This is a genomic window from Mycobacterium attenuatum (genome assembly GCF_900566085.1).
Lineage (GTDB): Bacteria > Actinomycetota > Actinomycetes > Mycobacteriales > Mycobacteriaceae > Mycobacterium > Mycobacterium attenuatum.
Window position 1 is genome coordinate 1 of sequence record NZ_UPHT01000020.1, and the last position, 21,500, is coordinate 21,500.

Below are 21,500 nucleotides of genomic sequence, written 5' to 3' on the forward strand. Positions count from 1 at the left end.
CGTCTTCGGCGCCACCCATCCCACCGACTCCGCCGGTCCCGCCGCTCCCCCAGAGTCCGGCGGCGGCGCCGCCGCTGCCCCCGGCCCCGCCGGATCCGCCTATGTTGCCGGGTCCGGCGTTGGCCACTCCGGCCCCGCCGGTTCCGCCGGCTCCACCATTGCCGAACAGCCACCCGCCGGTGCCGCCGTTACCTCCCGGTGCGCCTAAGCCTCCGGTCGCGCCGGCGCCGCCGGTGCCGATCAGCCCGGCGGGTCCGCCGTTGCCGCCCGCCTGGCCCGACGCGCCCGGCGCGCCGTTGCCGCCGTTGCCGAACAGGATGCCGCCGGCTCCGCCGTTACCGCCGGGCATCGTCGCGTTGGCTCCGTCGCCGATCAGCGGGCGGCCCAACAGCGCCCGGGTCGGCGCATTGATCGCGTCTAGCAGCATCTGCTGGACGTTGGCGGCCTCGGCGCTGGCATAGGACGCGGCTCCGGCGTTCAGTGTCTTAACAAACTCGTCGTGAAACGCGGCCATCTGGGCGCTCAGCTTTTGATACTGCTGCCCGTATGTACCGAATAGCGTCGCGACCGCGGCCGACACCTGATCGGCGCCGGCGGCCAGCACTCTGGTGGTCGGGGCGGCCGCCATCGAGTTGGCGAGACCGATTGTCGAGCCGATTTTGCTCAGATCCGTTGCTGCCGAGGCTACTTCAGCCGCCGACATGATCACAAAGGACATGATGTGCTCCCGTCAGGCCTGAATAGCCTACCGCCGCTTGATCGCCGGATTTGGCGTTTCACAGATGACGCTGGCTGCCGCGCAGCTCGGCAGCGCGATGCAGGGGCGTCTGGATCGTGCTGGCCGGTCGGCGCGCGAAGTGGGATGATTTCAAACGTGCACCTGCCCGACTGCCGTGACCATCCGACCGGTGCCGCACTGCCCGCCGCGGCCAGTAAGTACTTGAACGTCGGCAGTTTTCGATTCTGGTTTGTCGGTCAACGCTGGGAGTGGTCCGATGAGGTAGCAAGAATGCATGGCTACGAACCCGGATCGGTTGCGCCGACGACGAAGCTGCTGCTGTCGCACAAACATCCCGACGACCGCGCTCATGTCCAGGACCTGCTCGACTACGCGCTGCGCTCGGGAGGGTCCTTTTCCAGCCGCCATCGTTTCGTCGACACCGGCGGCAGGGTGCACGACGCGATCGTGGTCGCCGACCGCATGCTCGATGATTCGGGTGCGGTGCTGGGCACCGCCGGCTACTACATCGACCTCACCGACACCTTCGACGAAGCGCGGCAAGAAGTGCTCGACGAGGCACTGCCCGACCTGTTCGAAAACCGCGCGGCGATCGAACAGGCCAAGGGTGTACTGATGGCCGTGTACCGGGTCAGCCCCGAGCAGGCGTTCCGCGTCCTGCAGTGGCGGTCGCAAGAGACCAATACCAAGGTGCGCGCACTGGCAAAGCAGTTGGTCGCCGAAGTCGCCACCTTGCCGGCCCCGTCGGCGACGGTTCAAAGCCAGTTCGACCATCTGTTGCTGACGGTGCATGAACGTATCCCCACCGGAGCGGGTTAGGCTGTAGCAATCTAGGACGGCGCAGGCGTGGGTCGGGCGCCCCGCCCAGTTAGTTACCGGGATTCGACATATTTGCGGGCGGAGTAGAAGGCCATGGACCTGCTGTCGGTCGAGTGTGAGGTTCGCCAGGACGCCGTTGTCGTGCGTGCCGAGGGCGATATCGACTCGACCACCGTCGACGAACTCACCGCACACCTGACCACGGCCCTGCGGGTGGCTGCCACCCACCCGGCCCGCCTGCTCGTCATCGATTTGCAGGCGGTGACCTTCTTCGGCAGTGCGGGATTGAACGCGGTGCTGGATTGCCACGAGCAGGGCACCGCCGCCGGGACTTCGGTCCGGCTGGTCGCCGGCCACGGCCAGGTCATCCAGCCGATCGAGGTCACCGAGCTGGACCGCATTCTCGAGATCTATCCGACCCTGTCGCAGGCACTGCAGGCGGCCCGACCCAAGGATTCCGAACAGGCGCGATGAGCGAGCCGACGCCGCCCAGCACATTCGGTACGCGGGAGCTACCCGATGACCTGGCGGCCGCGGTCGCGCTGGGCGCAGAGATGGGCCGGTGTTTCGCCGAATTCAATTGGGCAGCACACCCGCTCGGGCCGCCCGCCGACTGGTCGCCCGAGATTCGGACGGCGGTGGCGGTGGCGTTGACGTCGCGGTTCCCCATCGTGTTGTGGCTGGGACCGACGGATCTGTTCTTGATGTACAACGACGCCTATGCGCACATCCTCGGCGACAAGCATCCGGCGGCACTGGGTGCGCCCGGCAAGCAGGTATGGCCCGAGATCTGGACAGCGATCGGACCGATGCTCGGCGGCGTCGTGGACACCGGCGAAGCCACCTGGTCGGATGACTTGATGTTGCCGCTGGTGACCGCGGGCAAGCCGCGGGAGCGCTACTTCACGTTCACTTACAGCCCGATCATCGGCGGCCACGGCGCCGTCACGGCCGTCTTCTGCGCCGTCATGGAAACCACCCAGCGAGTGCTCAGTGAGCGCCGCCTGCACCTGCTCAATGCCGTGGCGTCGGCGACCATGGAGACCCGCACCATCGACGACGCGGTAAGCGCAGCCGTCACCGCCAGCGCCGGCCAGCCCGAAGATCTGCCGTTCATCGCGGTCTACGTGCGCGACGAGCTCAACCCCGACCGGGATGGCGCCACGCTGCGTGGTGCCACCCCGTCGATGCGGTCGGTGCTGCCGCGCAACCTGGCGCACCTCACGAATTGGGACGCGGCATTGCCATCGCGGGAGACGGCGCACGTGGTCGACCGCCTTGACGAGCTGATGCCCGGGATCGACCGAATTTTCACCCAGGACTGCCCGAGGCAGGCGCTGGTGTTGCCGCTCAGCGAGAACGCGACCCCCGGGGCGCTGGTGGTGGGGGCGAATCCGCTGCGTCCGCTGGACCCCCTGTACCGCAGCTTTTGCCAGCTGCTCGCTGACCAGCTATCGGCGGCGTTGGCGGCCGCGCGCTCCTACGAGCAGCAGCGGCGGCGCGCTGATGCGCTGGCCGAACTGGATCGGGCGAAGACCGCCTTTTTGACCAACGTCAGCCACGAGTTCCGAACGCCACTGACGCTGCTGCTCGGCCCGATCGACGACGCGCTGTCCGACGCCGCAACCGGCACCGTCCTGACCGAACGGCTGACCACCGCACGGCGTAATGCGCGGCGGCTGCTGCGGATGGTGGACTCATTGCTGGATTTCTCCCGCATCGAAGCAGGCCGCGCGAACGCGAAGCTGGCATGCACCGACGTGGGCGCGTTGACCTCCGATATCGCCTCCTCGTTCAGCGAGCTGTGCGGGCGCGCCGGCCTTGATCTGGTGCTGGACTGTCAGCCGGTGCTGGCCGACGTCGACCCGGACATGTGGGAGACGATCGTGCTGAACCTGCTGTCCAACGCGGTCAAATACACGTTGACCGGGTCGATCACCGTCGAGGTGCGCAGCGAAGATACACATTGCCGAATTGCGGTGCGCGACACCGGAGTCGGGATTGCCGAACACGAGCTAGGCCGGTTGTTCGAGCGCTTCTACCGGGCCGAAAACGCCAGCGGGCGCAGCGCGGAGGGCACCGGCATCGGCCTGTCCCTGGTGCGCGGCCTGGTCGAACTGCACCGCGGAACGGTGCACATCGACAGCGAGGCGGATCGCGGAACCACGGTGACCATCCGGCTTCCCAGGTCGCTGGGCGAGGCAGCGGTCGACCCGTCGCCCGCCCGGCTCAAGGACGGCAGCAATCCCTACGTGGAGGAGGCCAGCCAGTGGTTGGGATCTGGCACACCGCGTGCCGAACTCACCCGTGACCAGGCCCGCCAGTTGGTGTTGATCGTCGACGACAACGCCGACATGCGTGCCTACCTGGACCGGGTGTTGTCGCCGCACTGGGAGACGGTGCTGGTCGCCGACGGCCAGGCGGCACTGAATGCCAGCCGGCAGGTGCACCCGGATGTGATCGTGACCGATGTGATGATGCCGGCCATGGACGGTTTCGAGTTCGTCGCGGCCGTTCGCAATGATCCGGTTCTGGTGGCCACGCCGGTGATCATGTTGTCGGCCAGGGCCGGCGCCGAGGCCGTCAGCGAAGGCCTTGCCGGCGGCGCCGACGACTACCTGCCCAAGCCGTTCCGCTCCCAGGAACTCGTCGAACGGGTGAAGTCTCGGCTGGCCGCCGTCGCCCGCGAGCGCAGCCGGCAGGGGCTTGCGGTGGATCTGGCCGAGCTTGACGCTGCGCTGCAGGCCACGGACTCGGTGGGCGGAATACTGGCCGCCGTGCTGGACTCCCGATTCGGCTCGGGTGCCGCGGCGGTCGGGATCGGTGTCGTCGACGGCGAATATGCCCGCTTCGAATACGCCGGGGATCTTCCCGCCGAAATTCGCGACCGCTACCACGTTGTCGCGCTGAACAGCCCCCTGGTTGGACCCGACGTCATCCGCCGCGGGGCGCCGATGGTGGTCAGTGACACCCTGGCGCTCCCGGCGCGCTACCAACATGCCGTGCAGGACACCGCGGCCAAGGTTCGCGCTTGTGTCGCCCACCCGTTGCGCGGTCGCACCGGCCGCGTCGTCGGAGCGATGATTCTGCTCTGGCCCGCGCCGCGCCAGTTCGACGCCGCCGAGCTCGACATGTTCACCCGGATAGCCGAAATCACCCAATCCGCACTGGACCGGGTCCTGCTCAGAGCCCAGGAACACCGCATTGCCGTCTCATTCCAGGAGCACCTCCTCGACCTGAACCGGGGGTCGACGGCTGCCGTGGTGGCGGCGGTGTACCAGCCGGCGGGTGAAGCGATGCGGGTCGGCGGCGACTGGTATTCGGTGTCGCCGTTGGATGGTGGCGGCTTGATCGGGATATCGGTGGGGGATGTCGTCGGGCACGGTCTACCCGCCGCGATAGTGATGAGCCGGCTGCGCGCCGCCGTGTCGGCCTTCGCGCTGACGTCGGCCGAGCCCTCCGATGTGCTGGCCGCGCTGGACAAATATGCGGCGACCGTCGCCGGGGCCCGTTGTGCCACCGTTGCCTACGCCGTCATCGACGCCAGACCAGATGCCGGACCAGATGCCCGGGGCGCCATGAGATACATGTGTGCCGGGCATCCCTATCCGCTGCTGGTCTCGGCCGACGGTCGCCCGGTCTACCTCAAGTCGGGCCGGCGTCCCCCGGTGGCCAGTTGGCCAGAAAGCTGCGCCGCGGTCACCGCACACGCCGACCTGCCCGCGGGAAGCTTGATCCTGCTCTATACCGACGGATTGATCGAACGGGCCGGGGAGACGCTCGACCAGGGATTCGCCCGGCTGCAAACCGCCGCCGCAGCGTGCAGCGGGCTGCCTGTCGACGCGGTGTGCACCGAACTGTTGCAGCGCATGTGCCCGCCCGAGGGCTACCGCGACGACGTCGTGGTGCTGGCGCTGCGTCCCAGCCACACGGGTCCGCGCAGTTTCGCCACCGTGGTGCCCGCGGTGCCGGCGGAGATCCCGGCCGCTCGGGGGCGGCTGCGGGATTGGCTGGCGACCATCGACATCGCACCGGCGGGTCGTGACAAGATCCTGCTGGCCACCGGAGAAGCGGTGACCAACGCAATCGAACACGGCAGCGGCTGCGACGCCCGCAAAACCGTCTCCATCGAGGCATTCCTGCACCGGGACCGGGTTGCCGTCACGGTCAGCGACTCCGGCCGGTGGGCGGGCGATTCCTCGGCCAGCCTGCGCAGCCACCGGCGGGGACGCGGCCTCACCTTGATGAGCGGGCTCGCTGACCGGGTCGACACCGTGCGCACCGCCGGCGGAACTCGGGTCGCGCTGCAGTTCGACAGCGCCACCGGGGCCTGACTGGACTGGGCCTACTAGGGGCCTACTAGGGGCCTACTAGGCCTCTTCCATCGCCTCGCCGAGCTCTTCCAGGAGCCGGTTGTGATGATTGCTCGCCAGGACGTGGCCCGTGGCGATCACCAACGCGACCGGCCAGTCGATGAGTTCCAGGGCAGCCAGCGCGGCCAAGCCGCCGTAGTAGGCCAGCTGCTCGGGCCGGGGCACTTCTAGTTGTCCTACCAGCGGAAGATTAACCACGAAGGTCTCGCCCTCTCTGATCTTCTTGACGGCTTCGCGCTGCGAGGTTCCGCGACGAGCCTTCTTTTCTACCATCATTTGCCTTTCAGTAACGAAGGGTTTGCCGCCGGGCAGTGTCGTAGGGTCACCGTCGGGAGTATGTCGACGACCGACGCCCTGGCCGATCCGCTGGTTTCGTCGATCGCCGCGGTGCTGAGCGTGCCGTTGCGGGAGCTTTACGCGCTGCTGTGGCGTGTTGGGGTCGTGGAGATCGTGGATCGGAAGCCGGCAGCGCGCCCGCTGGATCCGGTTCGGCATCCGTACTGTCCAGAATGCGGTTCAGAACGGCCATCGCGGCGGTCGCGGCGGCGGCCGAACCCAGGCCCTGCGCCCACCCGACCGGGCCGAGCGGGGTGCAGCCGAGCAGTTGGCTGACAAGGGGAATGCTGATCAGGGTTCCCATCGCGGCCAATGAGCCCAGCGCGGTAACCACGACCAGCCAGTCGTGCGAGTCCAGCAGGGTTTGACCCAGCTGCGCCGCGACCAGTGCGACAAGTCCCACCGTCGATGCACGCCGCGGCAGGCCGGTGAACCTCGCCATGGTCCACGCCGCGGTGGCTGCCGCAGCGGTGGTGGCCCCGCGGACCCCTACCGCCTGCCACAGCGCCCGTTGATCGGGGCCGCGGGCGTCCAGGCTGGTCTGGCCACGTGGCTTGCTGACCGCCAGCGCCGCGGCGGGCAACGCATCTGTCAGCATGTTCACCAGCAGCAACTGCCTGGTATTCAACGGCGACGTTCCGCTGATCGCGCTGCCGATGATGGCGAACGCCACCTCTCCGGCGTTGCCGCCCAGCAGCACCGACACCGCCGCCTGCACCCGCTGCCACAGTTGACGACCCTCCAGGATGGCGGGCAGCAGCGATTCGATGCGGCCGTCGATCAGCACCATGTCGGCGGCGACCCGCGCGGGGTCACTACCGTGCGAGACGACACCGATGCCCACGGTGGCGGCCCGGATCGCGGCGGCGTCGTTGGAGCCGTCGCCGACCATCGCGCAGACCCGCCCGCTGCGCTCCAGCGTCTGCACGATCTGCACCTTGTTCTCCGGGGTCATCCGGGCGAAGATGGTCCGCTCGGCCACCGCCTTTTCTTGATCCTTGCGTGACAACGCATCCCACTGCGCACCGCTGATGATCTGGTCACTGGTCACCGACATACCGAGTTCTTGGGCGATCGCGGCGGCGGTGATCGGGTGATCGCCGGTGATCAGACGCACGTCGAGCCCGTGCTCGTGCAGGTCGGCGAGCAGTTGGGCGGCCGGGCCTCGGGGCGTGTCCGACAGCCCGAGGAAGCCCACCAGAGACAAGCCGTCGTGACAGAACTGGGCGATGTCGTCGGGGTCGTCCAGAACCGAGCGAGCCTGTTGCGGGTCGAGTTGGCGGCGCGCGACGGCGATCACCCGCAACCCGTCGGCGGCCAGCCCGGAGACCATCCGGTCCATCTCGGAGCCGTCCGCGCCGCAGGCCGCCAACACCACCTCGGGCGCACCTTTGACGGTCAGCTCGGTGCCCGACACCGAGGCCGAAAACGCCCGCCCGGAGCGGAACGGCAGGTGAGCATCCGGCGGGTCCCCATTGCCGGCCAGTTCGGACGGCGCCGCCGCCACGATGGCGACATCGGTGGCGTGCACTTGCGGGCCGCCGTTGGTGGCGGGAGCGGCGTGCACGGCGCAGCGCAGCACCTCGTCGGCGCTGCACCCCCGCGCCGGCCGCACCTTGGCCACCCGCAAGCGGTTTTCGCTCAGCGTCCCGGTCTTGTCGAAGCAGACCATGTCCACCCGGCCAAGCGCCTCCACCGACCGCGGGATGCGCACCAGCGCGCCGAACTGCGTCAGCCGTCGCGCCGAGGCTTGCTGCGCCAGCGTCGCGACCAATGGCATGCCTTCCGGAACCGCGGCGACGGTGACGGCGATGCCGCTGGCCACCGCCTGGCGCAGGCCCTGACGGCGCAGCAGCCCCAGCCCGGTGACCACCGCGCCGCCGGTCATGCTGACCGGCCAGGCCCGGTTGGTGAGCTGACTCAGCTGGTGCTGCAGGCCGACAGTGGACAGGTCGCCGGACACCAGCTCGGCAGCGCGCCGTTCCTGGGTGTCGGCCCCGACGGCGGTCACCACCGCAACCGCGGTGCCCGCGACGACGGTGGTGCCGGCGTACAACATGCAGCGGCGCTCGGCCAGGTCCGCCCCAGGGGTGGCTTCGACCTGTTTGGTTACCGACAGCGACTCGCCGGTAAGCGCGGATTCGTCGACCTCGACGTCGACCTCCTCGATCACCCGGGCGTCGGCGGGGACCACCTCGTGGGTGCGGACCTCGATGACATCGCCGGGCTGCAACTGCTCGGCGATGACGTCGCGATACCCGCGTTGCCCGCCCGGACCGGTCACCACCTTCCTGGCCGGCGGAATCTGCAGTGCCAATAGACGATTCAGTCGGCTCTCGGCACGCAACCGCTGGGTCGCTGCAAGTACGGAGTTGCCGGTCAGCACCGAGCCGACCATCACCGCGTCGACGGGCGACCCCAGCACCGCGCTGGCGGTGGCGCCCAGCGCCAGCATGGGGGTCAGCGGATCGGACAGTTCCGCCCGCACCGCACCCAGGAACTGACCGACCGCCTGCGCGGGCCCCACGGTCATCCGGGCACCGCGCTTTGCCGTGTGAATGCCACCGGCGATGGCGCGGGTGGCCAGCGTCGAGTGCTCCGTTGCCGGCTGCGCGGGGTCATCCGGCGACGGCAGTAGCTTACAGACCTGCTCGGCAGACATCGCGTGCCACTCGTGGAAGGCGGCCGGGCGCGGCGCTTGCGCGCCGATAATCTTGCGCGCCAACAGATATCCCGACAGCATTCCGGCCGCCGCGCCGGTGGTCACTGGCCCGGGGCCCAGGCCGCGAACACCGGGCAGCATCAGTAAGGCGCCCAAAGCCGATGCACCGCCGGAGATTTCGATGCCACGCCGGCGCGCTTCCCGGGCCGCGGGAATGGCGCTCATCATCCGCCAGGCCGCCGCAAGGTCGGGCAGCAACACGTGGGCATGCCATGCGGGGCCGGCCGCGGCGTGCGGCGGCAAGATGCCCAGCGCCACGTCCGCCGACGAAATCGCTTGTCCATCAAGCGAAGACAACACAGCCACGGTCCTGTCGGCCGCTTGCAGATCTGCCACCGCGCCGGCCAGAGCGTCATCGATCGATCCGTTGGGCGCGCCTTTTCGCAGCGGCCGGATGTCGTCGAAGGCGGGCCGCAGCTCGCCCAACGAGCCGTCGTCCACCGAGACCAATTCTGCTCCGGTGCGATGTGCCTCGGCAACCACGGCCGCGGCAAATGGGTCGTGGGCCGGCAGAAACAGCGCTCTGATGCCGCAGTCCGTTGTGCCGGAATCCATTCCGGGCACTGGGTGCCAGCCGGGACGCAGCCCGTTGTTTTCCAGGACACGCTGGGCGCGGCTCCAGGCCGCGGACAGCTCGTCCGGGCCGGCGCCGGCGATGCGGGCCACCCGCAGCTTTTCGGTGCACAACACCCGGGGGTCGACGACGATCGCGTCGACCTTGCTGAGTCGGCGCAGTCCCTCGGGGCGCAACGGCAACACCCGATGGCGATCGGCGAGCCCCTGCCCGAGCGCCGCGGCAAACGCCTCCGGGGCGGTTCGGCTGGCCTTCGGGGTGGCCACCAGCGCGGCGGTGGCGGCCATGTCCAGATTGCGGGTGCTGGCGCCGACCAGACCGGCGCTGATCGCCTGGATGAGCGCAAAGCGAGTGTCGGCCCGCTCGGCGGCGGGCTCGGGCCGGCGCACCGGCCCGATCGGGAGCTGGTCGGCATGCAGCGCCAACCGCGGTTCGTGGTGGTTCCAGGCATGCGCCGCCGCACGGGATTCGGCTGCTTTGAATGTCTGCATCACCAGGCCCACCGACAACGACGCCGGCGCCTGCGTGATTGTCTCCGCCGCGACGACAGCCAGGGTCATGAGGGTGTCGGTCGCCGCGGCGCCGATGCGGTCTTCGAGCAGGCCGCGTAATCGCGGCTGGTAGTCGACGGCCACCACGCCCGCGAGCACGCTGATCGGCACTCGGGGCCAGCGCAGGGCACGGCCGCTGACCGCCAGGCCCAGCCCGGCAGCGTTGGCGGCCAGGGTCACCGCTCGGGTGGCCAATACCACGCCATCGCCCGGCAGGCTGGGCACGGGCGTGCGGACATACGGGTCTTGCGTTGAACGGTAATGCTTTTCGGCGTCTGCGACGACCCGGCACAGCTCCCGCAGTGAGGCCGCCGCCTCCTCGAAGCCGACGACGACACGTGATAGCGGATAGTTCAGGCGGGCCGATGTCACGGCCGGGTGGGCCCGCATCGACTCGAGCACCAGGCGGCCGAGTTCGCCGTCGTCGCCGAGGCCGCGCACCTCGATCCAGGCGCGGCTGTCACCATGCCAGCAGTGCCGGCTCAGCGTCTCCCGGGACAGCTCATCGGAAATCGCCTTGACACCGTCGCGCAACGGCGCTGTGCCGGCCGCCACGCACACCTTGGTGACTGAACCCGCGGTCTTGCCCAACGTTTCGGCAACACCCGCGGCGACCGTGACCGAGGCGGCGGTAAGTGCGGTGGTCGCCTGAATTCCAGTCGCGAGCGCGCGCAGCGGCAGGGACCGTGTTATGGACTTGGCAATGCTCAATGGGTGCTCAACACCGCCGTCAGTTGGTGCTGCGCAGCTCGGTGCTACCTGCCCGCCGGCCGGTCGCCTTCTTGGCCGGTGCCTTGCCGGTTGTCTTTTGTGGCGGGGCCTTGTCCGGCTCGGCATCGCTGGGTACGGAGGTGAGTTTCGCCTTCACCGGCGGTCCGGAGTCCCCGGGTTTCTTGTTCATCCGGCGCAACAACAGCGCACCGCCCCCGACGGCCAACAGGATCGGCCACTCGACAATTCCGGTGACGCCGAGCGCGCCGATGGCCAGTGCGGCCGCCGGCGTCGACTTGGTGCCGGTGCTGAGGCCGCGCTGAACGCCCTCCGCGGCCCCTTTTACGCCGCCGACAACGCCGTTGACCGCCGCGCCGCCGACAGCGCCCGCGGCGGCCGTGGTCACCGTGGCGGCCTGGCTGACCGTTCGACCAACGCTGCGGACCGCTCCGCCGACGATTCCCATGATGACTCCCTGGCTTGTAATCGCTTATCTACTCTGGGCCGCACACTCACAGCACGCATGTCAACTAAAAGCCTGCCACGTTACCAACGCCAGGACAACGAACAGTGACCGGCGAGTGTCTTGCCGTTATGCGGACGAGCCGGCGCGCACGTCGACGAAGACCGGCGCATGGTCGCTGGGTGCCTTGCCCTTGCGCTCCTCGCGGACGATCTGCGCGTCGATGACGCGGTGCGCCAATGCCGGCGAGCCGAGGATGAAGTCGATGCGCATCCCCTGCCGCTTCGGAAAACGCAGCTGGGTGTAATCCCAGTAGGTGTAGACCCCCGGCCCGGGGGCGAAAGGCCTTACCAAGTCCGCGAATTGGGCGTCGACAATGGCGTTGAACGCGTTGCGCTCCGGCTGCGAGACGTGCGTGGCCCCGGCATAGAACTCGGTGCTCCACACGTCGTCATCGGTCGGGGCGATGTTCCAGTCGCCGGCCAGCGCAACGGCGGCGGCGGGATCGTCACGCAACCATCCTTCAGCCGTATCCTTCAGCGCCGCAAGCCAATCCAACTTGTAGGTGTAGTGCGGATCATTCAAGGCGCGGCCATTGGGCACGTACAGGCTCCACACCCGCACACCGCCACAGGTGGCCCCGAGGGCCCGCGCCTCCGCCGTGGCCGCCACCTCCGGCTTACGGCTCCAGGTGGGTTGGCCATCGAAGCCGATCTCGACATCGTCGATACCGACACGAGATGCGATTGCAACACCGTTCCATTGATCGAAGCCGACATGTGCCACCTCATAGCCGAGTTCGAACAGCGGCAGCGCGGGAAACTGGCCGTCGGCGCACTTGGTTTCCTGCATGGCCAATACGTCGACGTCGGCGCGGGCGAGCCAGTCGAGGACACGATCCAGGCGGGTGCGAATCGAATTGACGTTCCAGGTGGCCAGCCGCAGGGTGCCCTCGGGCATGGCTAGAGGCTATCGGGTGGCCTCAGATAGCGGCGGCGATGGTGCGGCCGGAAACCCGGCAGCTCTGTCGAGCCCGCGTCCGGCAGGGTCAGGTAGGCACGGGTTGCGCCGCGTTGCGCTCCCCACGCCAGCAGCGCCTCGCACAGTGCGGCGGTTCCAGACTGGTCGCAGGCGGGTATAGCAGACAACCCCACCCATCGAGTGCCGCCCGGTGCGTCGGTCACCGACGCGCGTGCGGCGGCACCGCCGGGGTGGATGCCGAATGCCAGATCCCCCTCGACAACGGCAGTAAGGACGTCGAGGGGTATCCGGCGGCTGTCGAAGCGCAGCCAGGAGTCGTCGGGACGGGCGGACACGCTTATCGAGCGGTCGACCGGGCGGGCGAGCGTGTCGCCCAGGTCGCGAACCAGGATGCGTTCGGCGTATTCGGCGACCAGGCCGGTGGGCCGCAGCAACCGGTCGGCGAGGGCCAGCCGGGGCGTGAGGCCGCGGTCCCGGTACCACTCGACGATGTCGGGGATACTACTGGCCTGCGCCGAGATATCAAGAGGCACTGCAGAATTGGCGGCCATCGTGGTTCCGTGGCCGGCTCGTAGCCACCAGCCGCCCAGCCAGGCTTGCTCCACACCAGGCCAGGCCTTGGCCGCCGCATGCTCGATGGCCCGGATCTCCGCGGTGCGCACCGGCGCATCGGTCAGTCCTCGCACCGCCACGACATCGGCGGGTGCGATCTCGACCGTCGCACCGGTCTTCGTTCGCACCCGCACCGTCGGGTCGACCGACAGCAACCGGCCCACCGCGTCGGTCAACGGCGGGACCGACCCGGTGGGCCGGCGGTAGCGAACCGTCACGCGCGTCCCGAGGTCCGGCCACCACACCGCCATCAGTGACCGAACGGGTCGGGTCCCTCGCCGGGCAGCCACGACAGGCCCGGCACGCCCCAGCCATGTGACTTGACCGCGCGTTTCGCGCTGCGGGCATGCCGGCCGATTAGGCAGTCCAGGTACAGGAAGCCATCGAGGTGGCCGGTTTCGTGTTGCAGCATCCGCGCGAACAGGCCCGTGCCCTCGATGTCGACCCGTTTGCCGTCGGCGTCGAGGCCGGTGACCCGCGCCCACTTGGCTCGACCGGTGGGAAACGACTCCCCGGGAACCGAGAGGCAGCCCTCCTCGTCGTTATCCGGGTCGGGCATGGTTTCGGGGATTTCGGAGGTCTCCAGCACCGGGTTGATGACCACGCCCCGGCGGCGCGCGGTCTTGCCGCGGTCCTCGGCGCAGTCGTAGACGAACACCCGCAGTCCGTAGCCGATCTGGTTGGCGGCCAGGCCGACGCCGTACGCGGCGTCCATAGTGTCGTACATGTCGGCGACCAGTTGCGGCAGATCGGCCGGCAGCGATCCGTCGGCGCCCACTGGTATCGGCTTGGTTGGAGTGTGCAAGACCGGATCGCCCACGATGCGGATAGGTACGACTGCCATGGTCGGCTAGCTTAAGCGGGCCGGCCATGCGCGCCGCGCGGCGGCGGGCGCAGAACGAGGGCGGTCGCGTCGCCCAGCGCGGCCGACCGTGTATTGGTGGCTTTGAGTGTGTACCGACGGCCGGCCTGACGCCCGTGGGCCGCGCCGTATTCGCACTCTCGACGTCTCCAACGCACACTCGCATGGACTTGACGGCCGTGGGGCGATCGCCGCGCCGCGTGCAGTCAATCGGCCGACTCGCGGGTCGGGGTCACGGGGCAACAGTTCCCGGCGTGGTTCAATATTCGCCGGAACATGCCCCTTTGTAGGTCAAGTCATTCGAGCTAATTGAGCATTCGCCGGAAGGGTCCAGGGAAGCGATATGGACGGCGCCATGGCGCGGGCAAGTCGAGCGGGGGACGACTCTGACATTGCCGAAGGTCTAACCCGTCGCGAGCACGACATTTTGGCTTTCGAACGTCAATGGTGGAAGTTCGCCGGCGCCAAGGAAGAAGCGATCAAAGAGTTGTTCTCCATGTCGGCGACGCGTTACTACCAAGTGCTCAACGCGCTGGTTGACCGACCTGAGGCACTGGCCGCGGATCCCATGCTCGTGAAACGGCTGCGACGGCTGCGTGCCAGCCGCCAGAAGGCGCGGGCGGCGCGCCGCCTTGGCTTCGAAGTGACTTGACGCCCGTCCACCTTTTTGACGTGCCGTTACAGGTTTCGGGCTTCTCCTGGCTACAGTGGGCTCGATGAACGAGCGCGTCCCCGACTCCACGGGGCTTCCCCTACGAGCCATGGTGATGGTGCTGTTGTTCTTGGGCATCATCTTCCTGCTGCTGGGCTGGCAAGCCCTGGGCTCGTCCGGGAAATCCGATGAGGACTCCTCGCCGGTGACCTCCATGACGACCACCACCGCGCCTACCTCGACCGGTGCGAAAACCCCGGCAAACCAGGCCGAGGTGCGGGTGTACAACATCTCCGGCAAAGAAGGAGTCGCCGGACGCACCGCCGATCAACTCAAAGCGGCCGGCTTCAAAGTGACCGAGGTCACGAACCTTTCCGTGACGGATGTTTCCGCCACGACGGTGTATTACGGCGACGCCGAAGGGGAACGGGCCACCGCGGACGCGGTCGGCCAGAAACTCGGAGCACCCGTCGAGCGGCGCATCGCCGAACTCGCCGACCAGCCGCCCGGCGTCATCGTCCTCGTCACGGGCTGAGGCCGCAGATCACTCGGGCGGGTCGTGTCGACCCGCCCGGGCGCCAGGCCGGGTCTATTTGCCGGGCTTCCGAGCGGGTCGTGTCGACCCGCCCGGGCGCCAGGCTAGGCTCTCCGCTATGTCTATGCCCGCCGGTCACCGCCACGTCGTAGCTACCACCTTGTCCGCCTTGTCCGCAGCCGCTTGCGTCGCCCTGGTAAGCGCGTGCTCGTCGCCGCAACACGCCTCCACGACACCTGGTACCACGCCGTCTGTCTGGACCGGATCACCCGCGCCGGCAGAAGGCCGGGGCCACCAGGAGGGGGCGCCCACTGGGCAGGGCCTGACCACCCAGCTGCGGGCACCCGACGGCACCGAGGTTGCGACCGCGAAATTCGAGTTCGCCAATGGATTCGCGACCATCACCATCGTCACCACGGGCACCGGGCACCTCACCCCCGGCTTCCACGGCGTGCACATCCACCAGGCGGGCAAGTGTGAGCCCAATTCGGTCGCCCCGAGCGGCGGGGCTCCGGGCGACTTCCTGTCCGCCGGTGGACACTTCCAGGTGCCGGGGCGTGCCAAGACCGGACAGTCCAACGGTGACTTGTCGTCACTGCAGGTGCGCGGCGACGGTAGCGGCACGCTGGTTACCACCACGGACGCCTTCACCATGGACGACTTGGTGAGTGGCGAAAAAACGGCCATCATCATTCACGCCGGTGCCGACAATTTCGCCAACATCCCGGCGGACCGTTACACCCAGGCCAACGGGACACCGGGGCCAGATCAGACCACGATGAGCACCGGTGACGCCGGCAAGCGGGTGGCGTGCGGTGTCATCGGTTCCGGCTAGCTCGCCGGTCCACAGGGCGCCCCAAAAAGGTGATGTCCGTATCGATTTCGCCCCATCGCCACGGCCGACCGTCGGTGTGGAATGGGAGTTCGCGCTCGTCGACGCGCAGACCCGTGACCTGAGCAACGAAGCCACCGCCGTCATCGCCGAGATCGGCGAAAACCCGCGCGTACACAAAGAATTGCTGCGCAACACCGTCGAGGTGGTCAGCGGTATCTGTGAATCTGCCGCGGAGGCAATGGACGATCTGCGTGACACCCTGGGCTCGGCGCGCCGGATCGTCCGGGACCGCGGCATGGAGTTGTTCTGCGCCGGCACCCACCCGTTCGCGCGGTGGTCCACCCAGAAGCTCACCGACGCGCCGCGCTACGCCGAGCTGATCAAGCGCACCCAATGGTGGGGGCGCCAGATGCTGATCTGGGGCGTGCACGTCCACGTCGGGATCTCGTCGGCGAACAAGGTGATGCCGATAATCTCGTCGCTGCTCAACTACTACCCCCATCTGCTGGCGCTGTCGGCGTCCTCACCCTGGTGGGGCGGCGAAGACACCGGCTATGCCAGCAACCGGGCGATGATGTTTCAGCAGTTGCCCACCGCCGGGTTGCCGTTCCAGTTCCAAACCTGGTCCGAGTTCGAAGGCTTCGTCTACGACCAGAAGAAAACCGGCATCATCGACCACATGGACGAAATCCGCTGGGACATAAGACCTTCGCCGCATCTGGGCACGATCGAGATACGGGTGTGCGACGGCATCTCCAACTTGCGTGAGCTCGGCGCGCTGGTCGCCTTCACCCATTGCCTGGTGGTCGATCTGGACCGCCGGCTCGACGCAGGGGAGACGCTGCCGACCATGCCCCCCTGGCATGTCCAGGAAAACAAGTGGCGTGCCGCTCGCTACGGCCTGGACGCGGTGATCATCTTGGACGCTGACAGTAACGAGCGGCTGGTGACCGAGGACCTCGACGACCTGCTGACCCGGCTGCAGCCGGTCGCCAAGTCGCTGCATTGCGCCGACGAGCTGGCTGCGGTGGCAGATATCCCCCGGGTGGGTGCTTCCTACCAGCGGCAGCGACGGGTGGCCGAAGACCACGATGGTGACCTGCGCGCCGTCGTCGACGCGCTGGTTGCCGAGCTCGACATCTAGATTCACACGTGACGCGCAGAGTTGGATATCCAGTTATGGTGCCTGCCGAACAAACCGATTCCGTCGAGCTGGCGATGTTTCCCCTCGAATCGGCGTTGCTGCCCGGCGAAGACCTGCCGTTGCGCATATTCGAGCCTCGCTACAGCGCCTTGGTGCGCGATTGCCTGGACAGTGCAGAACCCCGGTTCGGTGTCGTGCTGATCTCACGCGGCCGCGAGGTCGGCGGCGGTGACATCCGCTGTGATGTCGGCACACTGGCCAGGATCAGCGAATGCCTGGATGTCGGATCGGGCCGGTATGTACTGCGCTGCCGAATCGGCGGACGGATCAAAGTCTGCGCCTGGTTGCCCGACGACCCCTACCCACGCGCCAACGTACAGGCCTGGCCCGACAAACCGGGCCCAGCGGTCACCGCGGACCAGCTGCATGACGTCGAAGACCGGGTGGTAGCCCTGTTCGAACGGATCGCCATTGCCCGTGGCACGCGGTTGCCGAGTCGCGAAGCATTGCTGGGATACCAGCGGAACATTACCGATGACGCCGAAAAAATGTTGTATACGTTAGCGTCTCGTGCTCCGATGGGCCCCGCTGATCGCTACGCCGTATTGTCTGCACCCTCAGCGGCCGACAGGTTGGCCACGCTGGTAGAGGCTGTCAACTCCGTTGCCGAGATGCTCGAGTTCCAGCTGTCCGATTAGCTGACCTGCCCACGCGTGCCGTGTTCAGGCGGGGTGTGTACCGGCACGAGCGGCAGCGCGACCAACGGGAACAAGCCACACAGGGCGAACGCCAACGGGTAGCCGGCCGTCATGATCACCACCGCGAAGACCGGCGGTGCGACCGCCACCACCAGCCGCTCGAAGGTGTTCTGTTTGCCCAGCGCCCAGCCGCTCCAGAAGGGACCGGCAATCTCGGGAATCACCGTGAACGGCAGCCCGCTATCGCCGGTGATCGCCGCCGCGACGACCATGACCGCCAACGCGATCGCCCAGTCCAGCTGGTCGGTGATCGCCAGCGCTACCATCACCCCAGTCGTGACGACGGCGATCGTCCGGACCGGCCGCATTCGCGAACCGACGCGATCCGACCAGCGTCCGGCCGCGATGCGGGCGAGCGCCCCGAGTAGTTGCGATGTGGCTACCAACGCACCCGCGCCCGCCACCGACAGGCGGCGCTCTTGGATGAACCAGACGAGCATGAACGTCAAGACGACCGGTTGCGGCACCATCAGCAGGGCCGAAGCGAAGTGGATGCGCCACAGCGCCGTCTTGCGGTACAGGTCGGCCACTTCGCGAAAGTCGACACCCGGTCGGTCGTCACGCGGGGGGTCGTGCACACCCAGTGCGCTGGCCATCGCCGCTAACGCACACAGTGCGGCGGGGAACAGCAGCGCCACCGAGAAGTTGCGCTTGGCGAGCTCGGGAATCACCAACGCCGCCACCGCGATGCCCAGCGGTTGGGCGGTTTGCCGTATCCCCATGGCAACCGCGCGCCGATGCTGCGGGAACCAGCCGGTGACCAGCCGCCCGCTGGCGCTGATACAGCTGGCGGCGGCCATGCCGCCGAGGACAAGGAGTATGCCCACGACGACCATTGAGTGCACGGCCGCGGCGGCAACCCCTGCCGCCGCGGTCAGGGCCAAACCGAAAGTGAGCACGATCCGCTCGCCGACGCGGTCCAGCAGGTGGCCCCAGGCGATCAGCGTCAACATCATCCCGAAGCTCGGCATCGACGCCAGCAGCGCGGCTTGGGCCAGGTTGGCGCCGCGGTTGGCCAGGGCGGGGATAAGGAACGCCACACCGTTGATGAAGACGTTGGCGGTCAGCGTCGCGGTTTGCGAGATTGCCAGCATCGACCAGCGTCGGGCCGTGCTGACGGCGCGGGTTGCCTCGTCCGTCGTCATCGCGTTCTGTGTTCCCCGGTGGCGAACCGGATGCTGTAGACCAGGGCGCTCACGGCGAACATCGCGGAGGTGAGCATGAGCCAGCGGCCCAGGAAGGGTTCCTGCGTCAGCCCGGTGTCTTCGAAGTACTTCTGGGCCCCTTGTTCGATGATGTTCGGCAAGAAGATGAGCAGGATCAATCCGGAGCCCAGCGCGGGCACCCGCAGGTAGTTGCGGGCGGGCACCCGAGCGGGCCGGGGTCTGGCCGCTATGCCCAGCAGCCGGTCGGCCAGGGCGTAGATCGGGAACAGCACCAGGTCGTGAAAGACGATTGCCCCGGCGAACCACACCGCCATCGACTTCCACCAGCTGCCCTCGGGTTTGAGCAGTGTGGACGGTTCGGCAGTGACAACCAGGTAGCCCAGCAGCGCGAATCCGGCCAGCATGGTCAGCAGATGGACCGGGCCCGACCCGTACAACTCGCGCAACCTTCTTGCCAGCCTGGTCACTCAGCCTGCCTCGAAGTCGATGGCGGTCACCCATTTGGTGTTGTGCACTCCGGGCAGCGCCGAGACGATGACCCGGGCGGGGTACCCGTGATCGAGCGACAGGTCCGCGCCGTTGACGCGCAGCGCCAGCATCGCGTCCGGGTGACCGATTGCGTTGGCCTGCAAGGTCGCTCGGTTGAAGTAGCCTTTGCGTCCCAGCGAGGACACCAGCGCCGAGCGCGGGCGTGAAACTCCGGCCAGCGTCGCGAGTTCGGCCAGCCGAACTCCGCTCCAGCTCTGCACGGTCGACCAGCCCTGCACGCATGCGATCGGCAGCCGCGCACGGTGCTGAGCCAGCGCCATCAGATCCTCGCGCCGCAGCACCACCGGCGTGGGGCCGCCGCGCAGGGTGAGCCGCCAGCTGTCACCGGTGGCCGCGGGCTCCACGCCAACTCCCTGCGCGGTCTTGTTGATCCGGAAGTCGTTCGGACCTGGGCCGGTCTTATCCCCGGGCGGAAGCATCAGCGGCAGATGGCGGGCCAAGCCGCCGATCGTCTGGCCCACGGTGACCAAGGCGGTCAGCAGCACCCCGCCACCGACCAGCCCGAGCGCGCCACGGCGGCTCATCGTCGGGGGTGCCGGGTCGGCGGCGACCAGCCCGTCGGCATCGGGCTCCTCTGGACGGGTGTCGGACCGGTTGGTGCGCAACACTTTTCGCAGCGACATCGACCGCAGGCCGGTCAGCATCCGCGGGAGTTTGACGGTGATGTGCATCAGGAAGCCGGCGATGAACACCCACGCGCCGTAGTAGTGGGCGGGAAAGAAGCTGAACCCGTAGACGTAGTCGTACTGGATGTAGAGCACCCCGGTGACGATCTCGAACAGGATCCCGCCAACCAGCATCGCTATCGAAAGCCGTTCCACCACTTGGGCTATCGACCGGCTGGGCGGCCAGACGAACAGCCGCGGGATCACCGACCACAGCTTGGCCAACACCACCGGGATCAGCACCAGCCCCAGCCCGACGTGCAAGCCTTGGCTGAGTCGATACAGCCACACCGGCCGGGTGGGCCAGTCGAACGTCGGCAGCTTGAGCCATCCCACATCGACGGGCAACGCCTGCCCGAACTGTGGCCCGTAGGCAATGTAGGACAACAGCCCCGTCAGGATCACGATCGGCAAGCCCACCAACAACACCAACGCGAACACCGACGTCAGCCATGGCCCACGCAGCGGGCTCCGCCACAGTCGGGCCGGGAAACCATGGTCAACGGGTGGCGTGTGTTCATTACGAGCGCGCCGGGACCGCTGGTGCAGGCTACTGGCGGCGCGAAATCTCATCGCGCGTTGCCCGCCGGGGCGGCTGTGGCGTCGAGGATCAGCCGGATCGTTTCCTCGGGCTGGTCCCAATGCGGGAAGTGTCCGCACTTGTCGAACCAGTGCATCGATGCATCCGGAAACAGCCGCTGCGCCCGGGCCGCCTGGCTGGGCGCGGTGACACGATCGTGGCGGCCCCAACCGATAACGACGGAGCCGGCCAGCGAACCAGCCGGGGCGCCTTGCTGTTTCGGGCCGTGCACCAGGGCATCGAGCGCCGCGTCCAAGTCCGGGGCGTGGCTGAAGCCGCGCAGTTCCTGCAACACCAGCTGCGGATCAAGCCGCCATGGCCGCGCCGAGAACTGCATGAGCAGTGCGGTGCGGCCCAGCTTGGTCCGGGTCAGCGCCGGCAGCAACGGCTGGATCCGACGCACCAGCGCGATCGAGGCGCCGACGGTGATACCGAAGACCCTGACCTGTGCATCGCTCCAGAAGCCGCCGGGGTTGAGCGCCACGATGTTGCCGGCGTGGCCGCGGCGGGCCAGCTCCAGCGACATGCGCGCGCCCATGGAGCTGCCGACGACGTCGACATCGCCCAAATTCTGTTCGGCGATGAACGTTTCGACGGCGTCAGTAAGCGTGGCGATGCTCACCTCGCCTACCATCGGTTGGCTGTCGCCGAAGCCGGGCAAATCCACGGCGATGACGTCGCGCTCGCGGGCCAACCCGGGGATGATCGGGTCCCAGTTGTGCAGATTCGAGATCCCGTGCACCAGCAGCAACGGCCGACCCGATCCTGCCCGCACGAACTTCACCCCAATTACCCCTCACTTGTTGGGTTGACACGCTCTGGCGTCAAGATGGTGTGTGCCGGGTACCCACTTCCGGCGCAAACTACCTCGGG

19 protein-coding genes and 1 pseudogene are annotated in these 21,500 nt (G+C 68.0%); 9 read left to right on the forward strand and 11 right to left on the reverse strand.

Going from position 1 to position 21,500, the window contains the following annotated elements; genetic code table 11:
• Nucleotides 1-718, reverse strand: a 718-nt coding sequence (locus tag EET13_RS03270; RefSeq protein WP_136623096.1) for a PE family protein, incomplete at its 3' end; no start/stop codon positions are given.
• A 162-nt stretch (nucleotides 719-880) separates the two neighbouring features.
• Here EET13_RS03270 and EET13_RS03275 point away from each other — a divergent pair.
• The 3 genes from EET13_RS03275 (at nucleotide 881) to EET13_RS03285 (ending at nucleotide 5,892) form a co-directional block, all read left to right on the forward strand.
• Complete coding sequence (locus tag EET13_RS03275) at nucleotides 881-1,558, forward strand: PAS and ANTAR domain-containing protein (RefSeq protein ID WP_244603740.1); 678 nt, start codon at nucleotides 881-883, stop codon at nucleotides 1,556-1,558.
• A 93-nt stretch (nucleotides 1,559-1,651) separates the two neighbouring features.
• The gene (locus EET13_RS03280) at nucleotides 1,652-2,032 is read left to right on the forward strand and encodes an STAS domain-containing protein (protein ID WP_122440953.1); all 381 of its coding nucleotides are present in this window, start codon (nucleotides 1,652-1,654) and stop codon (nucleotides 2,030-2,032) included.
• The gene (locus EET13_RS03285) at nucleotides 2,029-5,892 is read left to right on the forward strand and encodes a SpoIIE family protein phosphatase (protein ID WP_122440954.1); all 3,864 of its coding nucleotides are present in this window, start codon (nucleotides 2,029-2,031) and stop codon (nucleotides 5,890-5,892) included. The genes EET13_RS03280 and EET13_RS03285 overlap by 4 nt, the downstream gene beginning before the upstream one ends.
• 36 nt (nucleotides 5,893-5,928) lie before the next feature.
• Here the strand turns inward: EET13_RS03285 and EET13_RS03290 are convergent, their stop codons facing one another.
• The gene (locus tag EET13_RS03290) at nucleotides 5,929-6,204 is read right to left on the reverse strand and encodes a hypothetical protein (RefSeq protein WP_089025118.1); all 276 of its coding nucleotides are present in this window, start codon (nucleotides 6,202-6,204) and stop codon (nucleotides 5,929-5,931) included.
• A 63-nt stretch (nucleotides 6,205-6,267) separates the two neighbouring features.
• Between EET13_RS03290 and EET13_RS31150 the strand changes: the two genes are divergently transcribed.
• Nucleotides 6,268-6,543, forward strand: coding sequence for an Rv1535 domain-containing protein (locus tag EET13_RS31150; protein ID WP_244603741.1), 276 nt, complete (start codon nucleotides 6,268-6,270; stop codon nucleotides 6,541-6,543).
• On the opposite strand, the pseudogene EET13_RS32540 reads toward EET13_RS31150, so the two are convergent.
• From EET13_RS32540 to EET13_RS03315, 5 genes and pseudogenes are all read right to left on the reverse strand, one after another.
• Nucleotides 6,506-10,951 (reverse strand): annotated as a pseudogene (locus tag EET13_RS32540) (HAD-IC family P-type ATPase); the annotation flags it as partial. The gene EET13_RS31150 and the pseudogene EET13_RS32540 sit on opposite strands and share 38 nt — an antisense overlap.
• Nucleotides 10,845-11,291, reverse strand: coding sequence for a hypothetical protein (locus EET13_RS03300; RefSeq protein WP_122440955.1), 447 nt, complete (start codon nucleotides 11,289-11,291; stop codon nucleotides 10,845-10,847). The gene EET13_RS03300 and the pseudogene EET13_RS32540, both read right to left, overlap by 107 nt.
• Before the next feature lie 126 nt (nucleotides 11,292-11,417).
• Nucleotides 11,418-12,233 carry an exodeoxyribonuclease III gene (locus EET13_RS03305; RefSeq protein ID WP_211189019.1) on the reverse strand — a complete coding sequence of 272 codons (816 nt, stop codon included), beginning with the start codon at nucleotides 12,231-12,233 and terminating at the stop codon, nucleotides 11,418-11,420.
• A 17-nt stretch (nucleotides 12,234-12,250) separates the two neighbouring features.
• Nucleotides 12,251-13,132, reverse strand: a complete 882-nt coding sequence (locus EET13_RS03310; protein WP_122440957.1) for an N-acetylglutamate synthase, CG3035 family — start codon at nucleotides 13,130-13,132, stop codon at nucleotides 12,251-12,253.
• Entirely contained in the window at nucleotides 13,132-13,725 is a 594-nt protein-coding gene (locus EET13_RS03315) for a peptide deformylase (protein WP_122440958.1), read from the reverse strand. The genes EET13_RS03310 and EET13_RS03315 overlap by 1 nt, the downstream gene beginning before the upstream one ends.
• 361 nt (nucleotides 13,726-14,086) lie before the next feature.
• Between EET13_RS03315 and EET13_RS03320 the strand changes: the two genes are divergently transcribed.
• The 5 genes from EET13_RS03320 (at nucleotide 14,087) to EET13_RS03340 (ending at nucleotide 17,607) form a co-directional block, all read left to right on the forward strand.
• Nucleotides 14,087-14,395: a nucleoid-associated protein NapA gene (locus EET13_RS03320; protein WP_122440959.1), complete on the forward strand. Its 309-nt coding sequence runs from the start codon at nucleotides 14,087-14,089 to the stop codon at nucleotides 14,393-14,395.
• 64 nt (nucleotides 14,396-14,459) lie between these two features.
• Nucleotides 14,460-14,930, forward strand: coding sequence for a LytR C-terminal domain-containing protein (locus EET13_RS03325; protein ID WP_122440960.1), 471 nt, complete (start codon nucleotides 14,460-14,462; stop codon nucleotides 14,928-14,930).
• Nucleotides 14,931-15,048: 118 nt separating this feature from the next.
• Nucleotides 15,049-15,765 (forward strand): superoxide dismutase[Cu-Zn], encoded by a 717-nt coding sequence (gene sodC / locus EET13_RS03330; RefSeq protein ID WP_122440961.1) that lies wholly within the window; start codon nucleotides 15,049-15,051, stop codon nucleotides 15,763-15,765.
• Nucleotides 15,746-16,909, forward strand: coding sequence for a glutamate--cysteine ligase (locus tag EET13_RS03335; protein ID WP_122440962.1), 1,164 nt, complete (start codon nucleotides 15,746-15,748; stop codon nucleotides 16,907-16,909). Before sodC ends, EET13_RS03335 begins: the two co-directional genes overlap by 20 nt.
• A gap of 74 nt (nucleotides 16,910-16,983) precedes the next feature.
• A complete protein-coding gene (locus EET13_RS03340) occupies nucleotides 16,984-17,607 on the forward strand; it encodes an LON peptidase substrate-binding domain-containing protein (RefSeq protein ID WP_244603742.1) in 624 nt (207 codons plus the stop codon).
• Here the strand turns inward: EET13_RS03340 and EET13_RS03345 are convergent.
• From EET13_RS03345 to EET13_RS03360, 4 genes are read right to left on the reverse strand one after another with little or no spacing between them, the layout of a single operon-like run.
• A complete protein-coding gene (locus EET13_RS03345; protein WP_168991050.1) occupies nucleotides 17,604-18,812 on the reverse strand; it encodes an MFS transporter in 1,209 nt (402 codons plus the stop codon). The genes EET13_RS03340 and EET13_RS03345 overlap by 4 nt on opposite strands.
• Entirely contained in the window at nucleotides 18,809-19,300 is a 492-nt protein-coding gene (locus tag EET13_RS03350; protein ID WP_425294218.1) for a hypothetical protein, read from the reverse strand. Before EET13_RS03350 ends, EET13_RS03345 begins: the two co-directional genes overlap by 4 nt.
• Nucleotides 19,301-20,620: a molybdopterin-dependent oxidoreductase gene (locus tag EET13_RS03355; protein WP_122440964.1), complete on the reverse strand. Its 1,320-nt coding sequence runs from the start codon at nucleotides 20,618-20,620 to the stop codon at nucleotides 19,301-19,303.
• Nucleotides 20,617-21,411, reverse strand: a complete 795-nt coding sequence (locus EET13_RS03360; protein WP_244603739.1) for an alpha/beta fold hydrolase — start codon at nucleotides 21,409-21,411, stop codon at nucleotides 20,617-20,619. Before EET13_RS03360 ends, EET13_RS03355 begins: the two co-directional genes overlap by 4 nt.
• Nucleotides 21,412-21,500: the final 89 nt, after the last annotated feature.

Excerpts from the sequence above, each read along its gene's own strand:
- EET13_RS03315 (WP_122440958.1), bottom strand. The coding sequence starts at position 13,725 with ATGGCAGTCGTACCTATCCGCATCGTGGGCGATCCGGTCTTGCACACT.
- EET13_RS03280 (WP_122440953.1), top strand. The coding sequence starts at position 1,652 with ATGGACCTGCTGTCGGTCGAGTGTGAGGTTCGCCAGGACGCCGTTGTC.
- EET13_RS03310 (WP_122440957.1), bottom strand. The coding sequence starts at position 13,132 with ATGGCGGTGTGGTGGCCGGACCTCGGGACGCGCGTGACGGTTCGCTAC.
- EET13_RS03325 (WP_122440960.1), top strand. The coding sequence starts at position 14,460 with ATGAACGAGCGCGTCCCCGACTCCACGGGGCTTCCCCTACGAGCCATG.
- EET13_RS03340 (WP_244603742.1), top strand. The coding sequence starts at position 16,984 with ATGTTTCCCCTCGAATCGGCGTTGCTGCCCGGCGAAGACCTGCCGTTG.
- sodC (WP_122440961.1), top strand. The coding sequence starts at position 15,049 with ATGTCTATGCCCGCCGGTCACCGCCACGTCGTAGCTACCACCTTGTCC.
- EET13_RS03285 (WP_122440954.1), top strand. The coding sequence starts at position 2,029 with ATGAGCGAGCCGACGCCGCCCAGCACATTCGGTACGCGGGAGCTACCC.
- EET13_RS03345 (WP_168991050.1), bottom strand. The coding sequence starts at position 18,812 with ATGACGACGGACGAGGCAACCCGCGCCGTCAGCACGGCCCGACGCTGG.
- EET13_RS03290 (WP_089025118.1), bottom strand. The coding sequence starts at position 6,204 with ATGGTAGAAAAGAAGGCTCGTCGCGGAACCTCGCAGCGCGAAGCCGTC.
- EET13_RS31150 (WP_244603741.1), top strand. The coding sequence starts at position 6,268 with ATGTCGACGACCGACGCCCTGGCCGATCCGCTGGTTTCGTCGATCGCC.
- EET13_RS03320 (WP_122440959.1), top strand. The coding sequence starts at position 14,087 with ATGGACGGCGCCATGGCGCGGGCAAGTCGAGCGGGGGACGACTCTGAC.
- EET13_RS03300 (WP_122440955.1), bottom strand. The coding sequence starts at position 11,291 with ATGGGAATCGTCGGCGGAGCGGTCCGCAGCGTTGGTCGAACGGTCAGC.
- EET13_RS03355 (WP_122440964.1), bottom strand. The coding sequence starts at position 20,620 with ATGAGATTTCGCGCCGCCAGTAGCCTGCACCAGCGGTCCCGGCGCGCT.